Annotated in this window: 16 protein-coding genes; 4 read left to right on the top strand and 12 right to left on the bottom strand. The window is 59.3% G+C overall.

Annotated elements, in window-relative coordinates:
• Window positions 1-71 precede the first annotated feature (71 nt).
• The 12 genes from ABD720_RS05275 to pmbA form a co-directional block, all read right to left on the bottom strand.
• The gene (locus ABD720_RS05275; protein WP_344762186.1) at window positions 72-338 is read right to left on the bottom strand and encodes a hypothetical protein; all 267 of its coding nucleotides are present in this window, start codon (window positions 336-338) and stop codon (window positions 72-74) included.
• Window positions 335-3,076 carry an aconitate hydratase AcnA gene (acnA, locus tag ABD720_RS05270; protein WP_344762185.1) on the bottom strand — a complete coding sequence of 914 codons (2,742 nt, stop codon included), beginning with the start codon at window positions 3,074-3,076 and terminating at the stop codon, window positions 335-337. Before acnA ends, ABD720_RS05275 begins: the two co-directional genes overlap by 4 nt.
• Before the next feature lie 44 nt (window positions 3,077-3,120).
• On the bottom strand, window positions 3,121-3,471 hold the full coding sequence (gene erpA / locus ABD720_RS05265) for an iron-sulfur cluster insertion protein ErpA (protein WP_344762184.1): 351 nt from the start codon (window positions 3,469-3,471) through the stop codon (window positions 3,121-3,123).
• A gap of 86 nt (window positions 3,472-3,557) precedes the next feature.
• Window positions 3,558-4,547 (bottom strand): lipoyl synthase, encoded by a 990-nt coding sequence (gene lipA, locus ABD720_RS05260; protein WP_344762183.1) that lies wholly within the window; start codon window positions 4,545-4,547, stop codon window positions 3,558-3,560.
• Between the two features lie 23 nt (window positions 4,548-4,570).
• On the bottom strand, window positions 4,571-5,131 hold the full coding sequence (locus tag ABD720_RS05255) for a NifU family protein (RefSeq protein WP_344762182.1): 561 nt from the start codon (window positions 5,129-5,131) through the stop codon (window positions 4,571-4,573).
• A 33-nt stretch (window positions 5,132-5,164) separates the two neighbouring features.
• Complete coding sequence (gene sufU / locus ABD720_RS05250; RefSeq protein ID WP_344762181.1) at window positions 5,165-5,650, bottom strand: Fe-S cluster assembly sulfur transfer protein SufU; 486 nt, start codon at window positions 5,648-5,650, stop codon at window positions 5,165-5,167.
• Window positions 5,650-6,894, bottom strand: coding sequence for a SufS family cysteine desulfurase (locus ABD720_RS05245; RefSeq protein ID WP_344762180.1), 1,245 nt, complete (start codon window positions 6,892-6,894; stop codon window positions 5,650-5,652). Before ABD720_RS05245 ends, sufU begins: the two co-directional genes overlap by 1 nt.
• Window positions 6,891-8,195: a Fe-S cluster assembly protein SufD gene (sufD, locus tag ABD720_RS05240; RefSeq protein ID WP_344762179.1), complete on the bottom strand. Its 1,305-nt coding sequence runs from the start codon at window positions 8,193-8,195 to the stop codon at window positions 6,891-6,893. The genes ABD720_RS05245 and sufD overlap by 4 nt, the downstream gene beginning before the upstream one ends.
• Window positions 8,192-8,962: a Fe-S cluster assembly ATPase SufC gene (gene sufC, locus ABD720_RS05235; RefSeq protein WP_425547921.1), complete on the bottom strand. Its 771-nt coding sequence runs from the start codon at window positions 8,960-8,962 to the stop codon at window positions 8,192-8,194. The genes sufD and sufC overlap by 4 nt, the downstream gene beginning before the upstream one ends.
• A gap of 20 nt (window positions 8,963-8,982) precedes the next feature.
• On the bottom strand, window positions 8,983-10,419 hold the full coding sequence (sufB, locus tag ABD720_RS05230) for a Fe-S cluster assembly protein SufB (protein WP_344762177.1): 1,437 nt from the start codon (window positions 10,417-10,419) through the stop codon (window positions 8,983-8,985).
• Between the two features lie 115 nt (window positions 10,420-10,534).
• The gene (locus ABD720_RS05225) at window positions 10,535-10,879 is read right to left on the bottom strand and encodes a HesB/IscA family protein (protein ID WP_344762176.1); all 345 of its coding nucleotides are present in this window, start codon (window positions 10,877-10,879) and stop codon (window positions 10,535-10,537) included.
• A gap of 271 nt (window positions 10,880-11,150) precedes the next feature.
• Window positions 11,151-12,515 carry a metalloprotease PmbA gene (gene pmbA / locus ABD720_RS05220; RefSeq protein ID WP_344762175.1) on the bottom strand — a complete coding sequence of 455 codons (1,365 nt, stop codon included), beginning with the start codon at window positions 12,513-12,515 and terminating at the stop codon, window positions 11,151-11,153.
• Between the two features lie 81 nt (window positions 12,516-12,596).
• Between pmbA and yjgA the strand changes: the two genes are divergently transcribed.
• The 4 genes from yjgA (at window position 12,597) to ABD720_RS05200 (ending at window position 15,661) form a co-directional block, all read left to right on the top strand.
• Window positions 12,597-13,184 (top strand): ribosome biogenesis factor YjgA, encoded by a 588-nt coding sequence (gene yjgA / locus ABD720_RS05215; RefSeq protein ID WP_344762174.1) that lies wholly within the window; start codon window positions 12,597-12,599, stop codon window positions 13,182-13,184.
• A complete protein-coding gene (mog, locus tag ABD720_RS05210) occupies window positions 13,162-13,785 on the top strand; it encodes a molybdopterin adenylyltransferase (RefSeq protein WP_344762173.1) in 624 nt (207 codons plus the stop codon). The genes yjgA and mog overlap by 23 nt, the downstream gene beginning before the upstream one ends.
• 18 nt (window positions 13,786-13,803) lie before the next feature.
• Window positions 13,804-14,481, top strand: coding sequence for an alpha/beta hydrolase (locus tag ABD720_RS05205; RefSeq protein ID WP_344762172.1), 678 nt, complete (start codon window positions 13,804-13,806; stop codon window positions 14,479-14,481).
• 208 nt (window positions 14,482-14,689) lie between these two features.
• Window positions 14,690-15,661 (top strand): sensor histidine kinase, encoded by a 972-nt coding sequence (locus tag ABD720_RS05200; RefSeq protein WP_344762171.1) that lies wholly within the window; start codon window positions 14,690-14,692, stop codon window positions 15,659-15,661.
• Window positions 15,662-15,693 lie beyond the last annotated feature (32 nt).

Raw genomic sequence — 15,693 nt, 5'->3', positions numbered from 1 at the left:
GCGCGTTTCCGGTGTAGGGTGAAAATCAGGTGATGCGACCAAACGAGTGCCGCCTGGTCAATGGGCGATTATTACATGGGGGCAAATATCGGACTGGCCAGTACGGAATTCACCATGGCCTCATCCGGACCGGCGAATACCGTGTTGTGCCGATCCGTCAGCGGCCCCCAGCCCGGCATCACATCACCGCGCTCGTCATAACCGATGGCCTTGAATTTCCACTGCCCGGTCGTGTGCTTGAGGTTGCCGACGTGCTCGCCACGTTCGGTCTGCACGCGAAAGACCCGATCGTTGACCGGGATCAGGACCAACCGACCGGAAGCCGCAGCGTCGGTCATGCCGCTGCCCTGGTCGCCAGCTGACGCAGCACGTAGTGCAGGATGCCGCCATGACGGAAGTACTCGACCTCTTTCGGCGTCATCAACAGCACCTGCACCTGGAACTGCACCGCCCTGCCATCCTCACTGCGGGCAACCACATCGGCAATGCGGCTGGCACCGTCCCGCAGGCCGGTGATGTCGAACGTCTCGTCACCTTTCAGACCCAGCGACGCCGCGCCCTGCCCGTCCAGAAATTGCAATGGCAGCACGCCCATGCCCACCAGATTCGAGCGATGGATGCGTTCGAAGCTTTCGGCAATCACGGCCTTGACTCCGAGCAGCATGGTGCCCTTGGCGGCCCAGTCACGGGATGAACCGGCGCCGTATTCCTTGCCGGCGATGACCACCAGCGGCACGCCGTTGGCTTTGTACAGCATCGCCGCGTCATAAATGGACAGCGTCTGTTCGGACGGATAATGCATCGTGTCGCCGCCTTCCCGGCCACCCAGCATCAGGTTTTTGATACGGATATTGGCGAAGGTACCGCGCACCATGACGTCATCGTTGCCGCGTCGCGAGCCGTACGAATTGAAATGGGCTGGCGCGACGCCACGCGATTGCAGGAACCGGCCGGCAGGTGAATCGGCCTTGATATTGCCGGCCGGTGAAATGTGATCCGTCGTGATCGAATCACCGAACAGGCCCAGCATGCGGGCGCCGTGGATATCGGCGATGCTACCCACCGCCATTTGCATGCCATCGAAATACGGCGGGTTCTTGATGTAGGTCGAGTCGCTGTCCCACGCGAAGACCGTGCCGTCGGGCGACGCGATCTGGTTCCAGCGCCGGTCGCCAGCGAAGACGTTGGCGTAATTGCGCCGGAACATCTCGGGCCCGATGCTGCTCCCGATCAGGTCGCCGACCTCCTGATTCGATGGCCAGATATCGCGCAGGTAAACCGGCTGGCCGTCGCTGCCGGTACCGAGCGGCTCGGTGGTCAGGTCGATATCGACCGTACCGGCAATCGCGTAAGCAACCACCAGCGGTGGCGAAGCCAGATAATTCATCTTGACCTCGGGATGGACCCGACCTTCGAAGTTGCGATTGCCGGACAGCACGGCCGCAACCGCCAGGTCGCCCAGTTCGATCTCGCGCGATACGGCGGCAGGCAAGGGTCCCGAATTGCCGATACAGGTGGTGCAGCCATACCCAACGATAAAGAAACCCAGTTGTTCGAGGTCGGCCAGCAAGCCGGCTTTGGTCAGGTAATCGGTCACCACCAGCGAGCCTGGCGCCATCGAGGTCTTCACCCACGGTGCCGGTTTCAGGCCTCGGGCCAGCGCATTGCGTGCGACCAGGCCGGCGGCCAGCATCACAGCCGGGTTCGAGGTGTTGGTGCAGGACGTGATGGCGGCAATTACGACCGCGCCATCCTTGAGAGAAAAATCCGGTTCATCGGCCACGGCGACAGTTGCTGCAAGCACCGACGCGGCATGCTCGACTGCCGTGCCACCGCCCTCGCCTTCAAAACGCTGCACGGCAGGTTCCGCCGCTTTGCGCCCGGCGATCATGCCGATGACGTTGCTGGTGTAGTTGGCTTTCATGTCCGACAGCAGCACGCGGTCTTGCGGCCGCTTCGGTCCGGCCAGCGATGGCAGCACGGTCGCCATGTCCAGATGCAGCGTGGCGCTGTACTCGGCTTCCTGATCGGTGCGCCACAGCCCCTGCGCTTTCGCGTAGGTTTCGACCAGCGTGATCTGTTCTTCGCTGCGACCGGACAGCCGCAGGTAATTCAGCGACTCGTCATCGATCGGAAAAATGCCGCAGGTCGCGCCATACTCCGGCGCCATGTTGGCAATCGTCGCACGGTCGGCCAGCGGCAACCTCGCCAGCCCGTCACCATAAAATTCGACAAACTTGCCGACCACGCCGAGCGAACGCAGCATCTGCGTGACAGTCAGCACCAGGTCGGTTGCGGTCACGCCTTCGGGCAACTGACCCGTCAGCTTGAAGCCGACCACTTGCGGGATCAGCATCGAACTCGGCTGGCCCAGCATGGCCGCTTCGGCTTCGATACCACCGACACCCCAGCCCAGCACACCAAGCCCATTGACCATGGTGGTGTGCGAGTCGGTACCAAAGACCGTATCCGGGAAGGCATAGCGAACGCCGTCGATCTCGCGCTCCATCACGACCCGCGCCAGATGCTCCAGATTGACCTGATGGACGATGCCGGTATTGGGCGGCACCACCTTGAAATTATCGAAGGCTTTCTGTCCCCAGCGCAGGAAGCTGTAACGCTCGCCGTTGCGGCTGAATTCGATCTCGCCGTTGGTCTCCAGCGAATCGCGCTGGCCAAACGAGTCGACCTGCACCGAGTGGTCGATCACCAGTTCTGCCGGGATCAGCGGATTGATGTTGGCAACCGATCCGCCCAGTTTGACGACTGCGTCGCGCATCGCGGCAAGGTCGACCATGCACGGCACACCGGTGAAATCCTGCAGCACCACGCGCGCCGGCATGAACGCGATTTCCGTCGCCGGTTCGGCCCTGGCATCCCATTGTGCGATGGCGGCGATGGCGTCTTTGGTGACCGAGACACCATCCTCGCAGCGCAACAGGTTTTCCAGCAAGATCTTCATCGAATACGGCAGGCGCGCCAGGTCGAATTGCCGGCCCAACCGGGTCAGGCTGAAAATCGTGTAATCGGTGCCATTAATGGCGAGGGTATCGCGTGTGGCGTATGAATCATGCATGACTGCTCCTTCAAATTACCCGCAAGTGCGCGAGCCAACCGGGCTCACGCCGAAAACGACGAGCCGCAACCGCAGGTGGAGGTTGCGCCCGGATTCTTGATGACAAACTGGGCGCCTTCGAGATCGTCCTTGTAATCGATTTCTGCGCCGACCAGATACTGGTAGCTCATCGAATCGATCAGCAGTTGCACCCCATTTTTTTCCATGGTGGTGTCGTCTTCATTGGCGACTTCGTCGAACGTAAAACCGTACTGGAAACCGGAGCAGCCGCCGCCCTGCACGAACACGCGCAACTTCAGGTCGGGGTTGCCTTCCTCTTCGATCAACTGCGCGACTTTGGCGGCGGCGTTATCGGTGAAGAGGATGGGTGCGGGCATGTCGGCGATGGCATTCATGGTGACTCCGGGGTGATGTGACGATCAAATAAAGCGCTGTAAGTATTCTGGTACCTGGCTTGCATGAAGCGCGATCAAAGCGGGGGTCAGACCACGCCCGCACCCGCCGCCTGCAAATCCGCATGGTACGAACTCCGCACCATCGGGCCGGAAGCGACATTGGCAAAACCCATCTTGTTTGCTTCTTCCTGATACATCCGGAATCCATCCGGATGCACGTAACGCTGCACCGCCAGATTGCCGACGGTCGGTTGCAAATACTGGCCGATGGTCAACATGTCCACCCCGTGTGCGCGCAGGTCGCGCAGCACCTGCAGGATTTCGTCATCGGTCTCACCCAACCCCACCATCAGGCCGGACTTGGTCGGGATGGAAGGATGCATGGCCTTGAAATTTTTCAGCAGGTTCAGCGAGTTCTGGAAGTCGGCTCCAGGTCGGGCTTCCTTGTACAAACGCGGTACGGTTTCGATGTTGTGGTTTAACACATCCGGTGGCGCGCTGCAGAGTATGTCCAGCGCCAGGTCCAGTCGGCCACCGAAATCCGGCGTCAGGATTTCGATGCGCGTGGCCGGCGCGGCAGCGCGTATCTGGCGGATGCATGCAACAAAATGACTGGCGCCACCGTCCGGCAAGTCATCGCGATCGACCGACGTGATGACCACATAACTGAGCTTCATCAATGCAATGGTACGGGCCATCCGCGCCGGCTCATCGGCATCGAGCGCGTCCGGCCTGCCGGTGCTGACATTGCAGAAGCGGCAGCGGCGCGTGCATTTGTCGCCCATGATCATGAAGGTGGCCGTGCCCTTGCTCCAGCATTCGCCGATGTTCGGGCAAGAGGCTTCTTCGCAGACCGTCACCAGCCGGTTGGCATGGACGATTTCCTTGGTCTCGGAAAAGCGGCCCGACGAGGCCACCTTGACCCGTATCCAGTTCGGCTTCGGCAATCTGGCCGACGGCGGCATTGCGTCGCGTTTGGTCTTCAGAGAACCACGCTGCTGATCGGGTCGGTCGCCGGTCACAACCGGCGGCAGGATGGAGACGACATTCCTGAAGGTGATGGTATCAATCGTCATGCTGGAATCATCCTCTTTAGACATTACACGGCCTGCACGGCAATCTCCGGCTCGATCGAGCGCAGCAGGTTTTCGATACTGGCGAGGGTGCCGCCGATGGCACTCGGGCAGGTGCCGCACGCGCCCTGGTAGTGGATGCTCAGCGTATCGCCCGACAGCCCCAATACATGCAAGTCACCGCCATCGGCCTGCAACGCCGGACGAATCTGCTGATCCAGCAAGTCGTTGATGCGGCCAAAGCGGTCCTGTTCGTCCTCGCTCATTTCATGCACCGCAAGCTTGGCGGCAGAGACCATTGCCGCCGACTGTTCGGTAGCCGCAGGCGCTGCCCGCAACGGCACGGCAATCAAACGCACCAGTGCCGGCCAGTCGGCCTCGCCATCCTGGGTCACGGTCAGCCAGCGGTCGGTGTAGAACACATTGGTGACATGGTCGAGCGCGAACAAGGCCGTCGCCAGCTCGTCATTTTTTGCCTGCTCCGGGTTGTCATAGGAATGCGCAATCCCCCAGCTCAGTGGTTCGTGCAGCGTAAACTTGACTGCATTCGGATTCGGCGTGTCGTCGATTTCAGCAATTTTTGGCATGCTCGGCCTCAACAAAAAGTGGGTTGGATTTCATTATGCGTCGCCAATCATCACGTGCATCGGGTCCTGCTCCGCTTCGGTCGACAGACTGTCGATGGCATGGAAAGCCGCATGCAAGGTATGCCACGGCAGGATCGCGCATTTGACGCGCACCGGCAGCTCGGCGATACCGGCAAACACCTTCAGCCGGCCCAGATGGTGGTCGCTGTTCATGTCGAGTTTGCCGGTAGTCATTGCAATGAATTCACGGATCAGCATTTCGGCTTCGGCCTGCGATTTGCCTTTGACGGCGACCGTCATCATCGACGCCGACGATTTACAGATGGCACAGGCCGCGCCCTCGAAGGCGATCTGCTCGACCGTCTCGCCCTGCATCGCCAGGCTGACCTCGATATGGTCGCCGCACAGCGGATTGTGTCCCGCCGCGTGGTGCGTGGCCTGCTCGAGCACTCCGAAATTGCGCGGCTTGCGATTGTGGTCGAGGATCATTTCCTGATAGAGCGCGCGTGGATCAGCCATTACAAAAACACTTTCTGCACGGCCCGTATGCCGGCGGTCAGGGCATCAACTTCTGCCAGGGTGTTGTAGAACGCGAACGAGGCGCGCGACGTCGCAGGCAACCCCAGACGCTGCATCACCGGCTGCGCACAATGATGGCCTGTGCGCACCGCAATGCCGTCCTCGTTGAGCAAGGTGCCGATGTCATGCGGGTGCACGCCATCGATGACAAACGACAGTACCGCCGCCTTGTTTGCAGCTGTGCCAATGATGCGCACACCCGGCAGTTGTTGCAGCTGGTCGGTGGCGTACTCCAGCAGTATCTGTTCCTGCCGGCTGATTACCTGCATGCCGATAGCCGACAGATAATCGACCGCAGCGGCCATGCCGATGGCTGCCGCAATCGGCGGCGTGCCGGCCTCGAATTTATGCGGGATGGCGTTGTAGACGGTCTTCTCGAAGGTTACCGACAGGATCATGTCGCCACCGCCCTTGAACGGTTGCATCCGTTCCAGCAGCGCGGCCTTGCCATACAAGATGCCGATGCCGGTCGGCCCGCACAATTTGTGACCCGAAAAGACATAAAAATCGCAATCGAGGTCCTGCACGTCGACCGCCATGTGCGGCACCGCCTGCGCGCCATCGACCAGTACCGGCACGCCAGATTCATGTGCTATCGCGACCATCTGCCTGACCGGATTGATGGTGCCGAGTGCGTTCGAGACATGCGTGAGACCAACGAACTTCGTGCGTTCGTTGAACAGATCCCGGTACGCATCCAGCAGCACCTCGCCGGCATCATTGATCGGCGCGACGCGAACGATTGCGCCCTTTTCTTCGGCCAGCATTTGCCACGGCACGATGTTGGCGTGGTGCTCCAGCGTGGTCAGGATGATCTCGTCGCCGGGGCCGATGAACTTGCGGCCGTAGCCATGCATGACGAGATTGATCGCATCGGTGGTGCCGCTGGTGAAGATCACTTCACGCTCGGAGCGCGCACGGATGAAGTGCTGCAACGTGCGTCGCGCAGCTTCGTATTCATTGGTCGCGATCTCGGACAACGTATGCACGGCGCGGTTGATATTGGCGTGCTGCGTGGTTTGATAGCGCACCAGCCGATCGATTACTGGCTGCGGCATCTGGCTCGATGCTGCGTTATCCAGATACACCAGCGGGTGTCCGTTCACCTGCAATCCGAGGATCGGGAAATCGGCGCGAATACGCTCAACATCGATTGCATCGGCATGCGTTATGAGGTCGTTCATGGCTGGCCACTCGTCTGTTCCAGCACCTTCTGCGCCAGCTGCCGCTTCACGGAAGCGACCGGGATGCGTTCGATGATTTCTGCACCGAAGGCATAGGTCAGCAGGTTGCGTGCAGCGGCCTCGCTCAGGCCGCGACTCTGCAAATAAAACACTTCATCCGGATCGAGCTGGCCAACCGTCGCGCCATGCGTGCATTTGACGTCGGAGGCAAAAATTTCGAGTTGCGGCTTGGTGTCGATATGCGCCTTGCCGGACAACAGCAAATTGCGGTTCGACTGACGCGCATCGATTTTTTGCGCGCCGGGTCGCACCATCACCTTGCCATTGAAGACCGCATGCGCGCTGCCACCGGCGATGCATTTGTGCAGCTGACGACTGATGCCATGTGCCTTCGCGTGATCGACAAAGGTATGCGTGTCCGCCAGTTGCCGGCCACCGATCATGGCCAGTCCGTCGAGCGTGCAGGTGGCGCCTTCGCCGTCGTGAACGACATCCACATTGACCCGCGAAATACGGGCGCCCAGCGCGACGCTGACCGACTCGTAATTGCTGGCACGGCCGAGCGAGACGGCACACAGGCCGATATGCAAAGCCCAGTTACCTTCGCGCTGCAAGCGTATATGCGTCATCCGTGCCGAATCGGCCAACGCGATTTCGGTCACGGCATTGGTGAAATGCGCTTCTTCCTGCCAGCGCGGCTGATACAGCACAACGTAATCCTCGATCACGGTCACGCTGCTGCCGGATTCGGCAACGATCAGGCAGCGCGGGAAGCTGACGACATCCTTTTGGGTGGCGATGAACAGCACGTGGATCGGAGCGACGATCGCACTATCCCGATGGACGATGAGTATGGCGGCGTCGTCGAGCGCGGCGGTATTCTGTGCTGCGAAATAGGCGCTATCGATAGCGGCGTGGTTTCCAAGATGAGCCTGAATCGTCTGCGCATGCTGCAGCAGCGCGGTCTGCAAATCGGTGACGACAATACCCTCGTCGGCTTTCAGCGTCGATAACCCGGAAGCGTAAATGCCATCGACGAACACCAGTCGCGTCTGCGCTTCTTCGATCGCGAACTCGGCGATGTCGTCGAGCTCCAGCGAACTGGCGCCGAGTGCTGGCGCAAACGCGGTCTGGGCAAACGGCGACAAGTCCGTAAAACGCCATTCCTCGTCACGCGTGGTGGGCCGCGTCAGCACGGCAGCGCGCAGCGTCGCCGTCGCCCGCAACGCATCCAGCCACGCTTGTTCGCCAGTGTCAGCCTGACCGGATGATGCGCCGGTCAGGACCGCACTGGCGCTCATGCAGTCACCGTTTGCGCTGCCGCATACTCGTCACTGACCCACTCGTAGCCGCGCTCTTCGAGTTCGAGCGCCAGCTCTTTTCCGCCGGTCTTGATGATGCGACCGGCATCCATCACATGCACGAAATCCGGCACGATGTAGTTCAGCAGGCGCTGGTAATGCGTGACCATCACGATCGCATTGTCGCGGGTCGACAGCTGGTTGACGCCGTGCGCGACGATGCGCAGCGCATCGATATCCAAGCCGGAATCGGTCTCGTCGAGGATCGCCACGCGCGGCTCCAGCAACGCCATTTGCAGGATCTCGTTGCGCTTCTTTTCTCCGCCGGAAAAACCGTCGTTGACACTGCGGTCCAGGAAGTCCGGACTCATCTCCAGCAGTTGCATCTTTTCACGGACGAAGTCGTCGAATTCGAGCGGATCGAGTTCTTCGTTGCCGCGTTCCTTTTGGACCGTGTTGTAGGTCAGGCGCAGGAACTGGCTGTTGACCACGCCCGGCACTTCGATCGGATACTGGAACGCCAGGAACAGTCCGGCCCGCGCCCGTTGCTCGGGCTTGAGTGCAAACAGATCCTGCCCTTCGAACAGCACCGATCCGCCAGTCACCTCATAGGCCGGATGCCCGGCCAGCACTTTGGCAAAGGTGCTCTTGCCCGATCCGTTCTGTCCCATGATCGCGTGCACTTCGCCACTGCGCACCGTGAAATCGAGGTCCTTCAGAATCGCTGTGCCGTTCACGCTGGCGCACAGTCCGCGTACTTCCAGCAGGATCTTGCTATCGCTGTTCATCATCCGATGCTCCCTTCCAGTTTGAAGTTCAGCAGGTTGGATGCTTCGACCGCGAACTCCAGGGGTAATTGTTGAAATACGTCTTTGCAGAATCCGTTGATGATCATCGACACCGCCGCCTCGCCATCGATACCGCGCTGGGCAAAATAAAACAGCTGGTCTTCACCGATCTTCGAGGTCGAGGCTTCATGCTCGACCTGTGCGGTCGGATTGCGCACCTGGATATACGGGAAGGTATTGGCGCTGCAGGCTTCACCGATCAGCATCGAGTCGCATTGGGAATAATTGCGGGCCCCGGTGGCACCCGGCGCGACCCTGACCAGACCGCGATAGCTGTTGCTGGATTTGCCGGCAGAGATCCCTTTGCTGACGATCGTGCTGCGGGTGTTTTTGCCGATATGGATCATCTTGGTGCCGGTATCGGCTTGCTGGTAGTTGTTGGTCACGGCGACCGAATAGAACTCACCGATCGAGTTATCGCCCTGCAGAATGACCGACGGATATTTCCAGGTAATCGCCGCACCGGTCTCGACCTGGGTCCACGAAATCCGCGAGTTCACGCCCTTGGCCAGCGCGCGCTTGGTGACGAAGTTGTAGATGCCGCCGATGCCGTTTTCATCACCGGCATACCAGTTTTGTACCGTCGAATACTTGATGTCGGCATGGTCCAGCGCCACCAGCTCGACTACTGCTGCATGCAACTGGTTGCTGCTGAATGCGGGTGCGGTACAGCCTTCCAGATAGACCACCGAGGCACCCTCTTCGGCGACGATCAGCGTGCGTTCGAACTGGCCGGATTCTTCGGTATTGATCCGAAAATAGGTCGACAGATCCATCGGGCATTTGACGCCCTTCGGGATGTAGCAGAACGAGCCATCGGTGAAGACCGCGGAATTGAGCGCGGCATAAAAGTTATCGCCGCTCGGCACCACCGTGCCGAGGTATTTTTTGACCAGCTCCGGATATTTCAGCACCGCTTCCGACATCGAACAAAAGATCACGCCCGCCTCGGCCAGCTTGTGCTTGTAGGTCGTCGCCACGGACACGCTGTCGAAAATCACGTCGACTGCCACGCCAGCCAGCGCCATGCGCTCGTGCAGCGGGACACCGAGTTTTTCGAATGTGCGCAACAGTTCCGGATCGACTTCCTCCATGCTGTTGAGTTTGGGTTTGGACTTCGGTGCCGCGTAGTAGCTGATCGCCTGGAAATCGATTTTCGGGTGATGGCAGTTCTGCCAGTGCGGCTCGGTCATCGTGAGCCATTTCCGGTATGCCTCCAGACGAAACGAGAGCAACCAGTCAGGCTCGTTTTTCTTTGCTGAAATCAGGCGGATGGTGTCTTCGCTCAGACCTTTTGGCGCGACGTCGGATTCAATGTCGGAGACAAATCCGTGCGGATAGGGTCGGTTGACCAATTGTTGAAGTACGGCACTCATGGGTGATAGTCCTCACTGTTTTCTGTCGCCGGCAGAAGGTATTGGCTCTGCTCCGGCATGACCGCGTCAGGGAAAAGATTCCCTGCAATGGCCACTACTGCTCACTGGTCACGCTTCAGGCAACTGCGTTCTTCTTCTTGAGATTGAAACTCTCGCCGCAACCACATTCGCTCTCGGCGTTCGGGTTCGTGACTTTTAATACTTCATTGAAGCCTTGCTTGACGAAGTCGACCTGCGAGCCATCGATCATGGTCAGGCTAGTTGGGTCGACCACGACGTTGATGTTGCCGGACACGAATAGCTGATCGTCATCCTTTGCGGCGTCGACGTAATCCAGCGTGTAGGCAAAACCGGAGCATCCGACTTTCCTGACACCTAAGCGGATACCGAAACCCTTGCCGTTTTTTTCAATCTGGGCGCGGATTTTTTGTGCTGCATGGTCTGACAGTGAAATTGCCATCGTGATTTGCCTTTGGGGTCATCTAGAATATCCGACTAATTTAGTCGGATATTCACTGTACGATACCCGACTAATTTAGTCAACCATGTTGGTCGAGCGGGTATCGATGGTCAGGCGACTGTCAATCAGAGGTTTTTGCAGGGCATTCCAGCGGGGAACCGGACGCTGTGTTCATGACAATTGGAAGAGGGACTTCAGAAAAAAAACCCGGAGAATGTCCGGGTCTGGGGGTGAGTCATGCGCGATTGCGACACGTCGATGACAAAACCGATCAGCTGCCAGCGACCGTCATGCTCTCGATCAGCACCGAGCCGGTTTGTTTGGTCCCGCGAATCAGCGTGTCCGCACCAATCGCGACGATCTGCATCAGCATGTCTTTCATGTTGCCGGCAATCGTGATTTCTTCGACCGGATACTGGATCACGCCGTTCTCCACCCAGAAACCCGACGCGCCACGCGAGTAGTCGCCAGTGACATAGTTCGTGCCTTGCCCCATCAGCTCGGTGACCAGCAGACCGGTACCGAGTTTTTTCAGCATGGCCTTGAAATTATCAGACGGGCGGGTCTGCGTCGACGTCATCGTCAGGTTATGCGAACCACCGGCGTTACCGGTGCTCGGCATGCCCAGCTTGCGTGCCGAATAGGTCGACAGAAAATACCCCTGGACGATGCCATCGACAACCACATCACGCTGAACAGTCCGGCAGCCTTCGTCATCGAACGGTGCCGAGCCAACCGCACCAATCACATACGGATCTTCGACTATCTGCACATGCCTGGCCAGTGCCTGCTTGCCAAGCGAATCGAGCAGAAAGGTGGACTTGCGGTACAGCGCGCCCCCCGAGACGGCCTGCACGAATGCGCCCAGCAATCCTGCCGCCAGCGGCGCTTCGAACAGCACCGCACATTTGCGGGTGTCGAGCTTGCGGGCATTCAGGCGTGCCAGCGCACGCTCGGCGGCATAGCGACCGATGGCTTCCGGATTGGCCAGCTTCGCCGGATTGCGCATCGACGAATACCAGTCGTCGCGCTGCATGCTGGCGCCGCGACCGGCAATCGGCGAGACCGAGATGGTGTGCCGGGAAAACGCATAGCCGCCCATGAAATCACGGCTATTGGCCATCACGAACTGCGACGCCTGCGCGTGCACGCTGGCGCCTTCGCTGTTCGTGACGCGGGGGTCGACCTCGAAGGCGGCGGCTTCGCAGCGTTTTGCCAGCGTGACGGCGTGTTCGGTATCGATATTCCAGGGATAGTGCAACTGCAGGTCACGCGGATTCTTTTCGAACAAGTCGGGGTCAGGCAAACCGGCGCAGTCGTCTTCGGACGTGAAGCGGGCGATGTTCCAGGCGGCCTCGACCGTGTCCTTCAAGGCATTCTGCGAAAAGTCGGAGGTGTCGGCATTGCCGTGCCGGACATGCCGTTCGGCACCCAGGTAGACCGTCACCGCCATGCCCTTGTCCTTGTTTTGCTCGATGGTTTCGATCTTGCCCTTGCGTACCGTTACCCCCAGACCATGGCCTTCATTGATTTCGACGGTGGCATCCGACGCCCCGCGTTCGCGGGCATAGCGCAGCACATCCTGCGCAAGCTGCTGCATCTGGTCCTGGCTATAACTGAATACGGGTGCGCTCATGTGCGGTTTTCTTGGGCTGGACGGTAAAACGGTTATCATAGCAGTCGTTTACAGTATGGCTTTACGCCTCATCCCTTCATCATGCCTAATCCCAATCGCGGCAACTGCGGCTTCCAATCGACCGAGTTTGAACAGGAATACGAGCGCCCTTCGAAGTCGCAACTCAAACGCGACATGACCGCCCTGCAAAAACTCGGTGCCGAACTGGTCGCCGAAGCGCGTGACCGCGTCAAGCGCGTCCCCATGCCAGAAGATGTGCGCGACGCCATCCTCGAATGCCAATTGATCAAGGACCACGAAGGTCGACGTCGCCAGTTGCAGTACGTCGGCAAAAAAATGCGTACCCTGAATGACGACGAACTGGCCGCCATCCAGCGCACGCTGGACAGCTGGCGCGGTCTGTCGAAAGCCGACACCAACGCGATGCATGCGCTGGAACGCCGCCGTGACAAGCTGCTGACTGATGAAAAAGTCCTGACCGACTTGCTGACCCAGAATCCGGAACTCGATGCCCAGCATGTGCGCGGCCTGATCCGCAATGCCCGCAAGGAGCAAGCCGAGAACAAGCCGCCGAAAGCCTACCGCGAACTGTTCCAGATCCTCAAGCAAGTTGCCGCCAAAGCCAAGCCTGATGAAACCGAGAACGATGACGAAGCCGACGAGGACTGAGCCTGATCAGTTGCGCATCGGACTGATATCGATATCCGATCGCGCCTCTGCGGGAATTTATATAGACCAGGGCATTCCGGCGCTGCGTGACTGGTTCACCAGTGCACTGAGCAGCCCGTGGATCATGGTGACCCGGTTGATCGCCGACGAGCGACCTGCCATTGAAGCCGCCCTGATCGAACTGGTAGACCTCGAAGACTGTGATCTGGTGCTGACCACTGGCGGCACAGGCCCCGCACGGCGCGATGTGACACCTGAAGCGACGCTCGCAGTCGCCACCAAAGAGATGCCCGGCTTTGGCGAGCAAATGCGCCAGATCAGCCTGAAGTTCGTGCCGACTGCGATTCTGTCGCGCCAGGTTGCGGTCATCCGTGAAACCCCCGACCATGCGGCGTTGATCATGAACCTGCCCGGTCAGCCGAAGTCGATCCGGGAAACTCTCGAAGGCTTGAAGGATGCCGATGGCAAGCAACTGGTGGCCGGCATCTTCGCTGCTGTTCCGTATTGCATCGACCTGATCGGCGGTCCGTACATCGAGACCAATCCGTCTGTGTGCACCGTATTCCGGCCCAAGTCGGCGTTGCGGGTGCAACCCTCCTGACTCTTATTCCCTCCTGCCATGACCACATCCCTGCTCGACAGCGTCACCATTGAAACCGCCGCCAACCCGACCGTCGCGGTCATCTGGCTGCACGGACTGGGCGCCGATGGCAACGACTTCGTGCCGATCGTGCGTGAGCTGGATTTGACTGGCTGCCCTGGGATCCGCTTCATTTTTCCGCACGCGCCGACGATGCCGGTGACCGCCAATAACGGCTATGTGATGCCGGCCTGGTATGACATCCTTGGTGTCGATCTGGTCAAGCGCGAGGACGAAGCAGGACTGCGCAAATCGCAGTTGGCTATCGAACGGTTGATCGACCAGCAAAAGACGCTCGGCATTCCCGCCGACCGTATCGTGCTGGCCGGTTTCTCGCAGGGATGTGCGATGGCTTTGCAAACGGGTCTGCGCCATCCCGGGAAACTGGCTGGCCTGCTGTGCCTGTCGGGTTATGTGCCACTCAACGCACATCTCGCCAAAGAACGGCATGTGGCCAACCAGACCACACCGATCTTCATGGCGCATGGCAGCAGCGATTCGGTGATACCGATGGTGCGTGCCGAGCAATCGCGTGACTTGCTGCTGGCACTCGGCTATCCGGTCGAATGGCATGAATACGCCATGCCGCACTCGGTCTGCCCGCAAGAAATCGGCGACATTGGCAAGTGGTTCAAAAATATTCTCGCTGCCGAATAATTACGCAGCACGCGCACACCGTTCAAGGTAATCGCAACCCGGCGCAATCGCAGCGAATCGCAAGGAGGCTATCATCAAGCAGCTCGAACAACTCGCTACGCTGATCGTCGATCAACGGCCGCAACTGCTGGCGACGTGGCGCACCCAGCTCAAAAAACTCGAATCAGCCAGGCATCTCGATTTGCCGACCCTGAACGACCATATACCCGTGCTGCTCGATGAGCTGGTCGTCGCTTTCAGATTGCGCATGACCGACGATGCGATCGAAGGGCACATCGAGACACCGCCAGAACATGGCTTGCAGCGGCTGGAGGACGGCTTTGAGATCGATGAAGTGGTTTCCGAATACAACATTCTGCGCAGCTGTATCCATGACCTCGCGGACGAACACGGACTCAACCTGCAGGGCAAGCCGTTCCATATACTGAACCGTGTGCTGGACGGTGCCATCGGTGCGGCAGTACAAAATTATGCGACGCAAAGCGCCCGCAATGTGCAGCAGCGCCGTGAAGATTACCTGGCCTTTGTCGCACATGATCTGCGCACTCCGCTGAGTGCGATTTCGCTGGCGACCCGCGTTCTTGAACTGAGCGTCACCGATCAGACCACGTCGCTACAAACCCACCAGATGTTAAAAAGTCTGCATCGTAATGTGCACCAGCTGTCAGCGTTGGTCGCCAACATTCTGGACGAAAATACCAATTTGCAGACCGAGAACGGCATCAAGCTGGTGCGCCGTCACATCGACCTGTGGCCGGTGGTAGAGAGTCTGATCATCGACCTCAATCCTGTGGCAGGGACAGGCAGCACCAAGCTGAACAATCAGGTTCCAGAAGATCTGACGGTATATGCCGATGCCAATCTGTTGCGCAGGGTGCTACAGAACCTCATTGCCAATGCCATCCAGTACACACCGCGTGGCGACGTCACCATTACTGCCTGTGCAACCAGCGACGGACAGGCTGTGGAGTGCTCGGTCAGCGACACCGGTGCCGGCATTCCCGCCGACATGATCGACAAGGTCTTCGACAAATTCGAGGGCGATCCGGCCAATGGCAATGGCATGGGCCTCGGACTGACGATCTTCAAGACGTTCGTTGAGGCGCATGGCGGTGCGGTGAGTGTTGACAGTGTGCCGGGTACCGGATCGGTATTCAGATTCACTTTGCCGAATTACTGATGCGATGATGCAGTGTTGCGCCGCCCTTTATC

The sequence above is a fragment of the Actimicrobium antarcticum genome, from assembly GCF_039536745.1.
Taxonomy (GTDB): domain Bacteria; phylum Pseudomonadota; class Gammaproteobacteria; order Burkholderiales; family Burkholderiaceae_D; genus Actimicrobium; species Actimicrobium antarcticum.
This window is presented reverse-complemented; position numbering and strand designations above follow the sequence as displayed.

Excerpts from the sequence above, each read along its gene's own strand:
- ABD720_RS05275 (WP_344762186.1), bottom strand. The coding sequence starts at position 338 with ATGACCGACGCTGCGGCTTCCGGTCGGTTGGTCCTGATCCCGGTCAAC.
- sufB (WP_344762177.1), bottom strand. The coding sequence starts at position 10,419 with ATGAGTGCCGTACTTCAACAATTGGTCAACCGACCCTATCCGCACGGA.
- acnA (WP_344762185.1), bottom strand. The coding sequence starts at position 3,076 with ATGCATGATTCATACGCCACACGCGATACCCTCGCCATTAATGGCACC.
- sufD (WP_344762179.1), bottom strand. The coding sequence starts at position 8,195 with ATGAGCGCCAGTGCGGTCCTGACCGGCGCATCATCCGGTCAGGCTGAC.
- ABD720_RS05255 (WP_344762182.1), bottom strand. The coding sequence starts at position 5,131 with ATGCCAAAAATTGCTGAAATCGACGACACGCCGAATCCGAATGCAGTC.
- mog (WP_344762173.1), top strand. The coding sequence starts at position 13,162 with ATGACGAAGCCGACGAGGACTGAGCCTGATCAGTTGCGCATCGGACTG.
- yjgA (WP_344762174.1), top strand. The coding sequence starts at position 12,597 with ATGCCTAATCCCAATCGCGGCAACTGCGGCTTCCAATCGACCGAGTTT.
- sufU (WP_344762181.1), bottom strand. The coding sequence starts at position 5,650 with ATGGCTGATCCACGCGCGCTCTATCAGGAAATGATCCTCGACCACAAT.
- ABD720_RS05225 (WP_344762176.1), bottom strand. The coding sequence starts at position 10,879 with ATGGCAATTTCACTGTCAGACCATGCAGCACAAAAAATCCGCGCCCAG.
- pmbA (WP_344762175.1), bottom strand. The coding sequence starts at position 12,515 with ATGAGCGCACCCGTATTCAGTTATAGCCAGGACCAGATGCAGCAGCTT.
- ABD720_RS05205 (WP_344762172.1), top strand. The coding sequence starts at position 13,804 with ATGACCACATCCCTGCTCGACAGCGTCACCATTGAAACCGCCGCCAAC.
- erpA (WP_344762184.1), bottom strand. The coding sequence starts at position 3,471 with ATGAATGCCATCGCCGACATGCCCGCACCCATCCTCTTCACCGATAAC.
- lipA (WP_344762183.1), bottom strand. The coding sequence starts at position 4,547 with ATGACGATTGATACCATCACCTTCAGGAATGTCGTCTCCATCCTGCCG.
- ABD720_RS05245 (WP_344762180.1), bottom strand. The coding sequence starts at position 6,894 with ATGAACGACCTCATAACGCATGCCGATGCAATCGATGTTGAGCGTATT.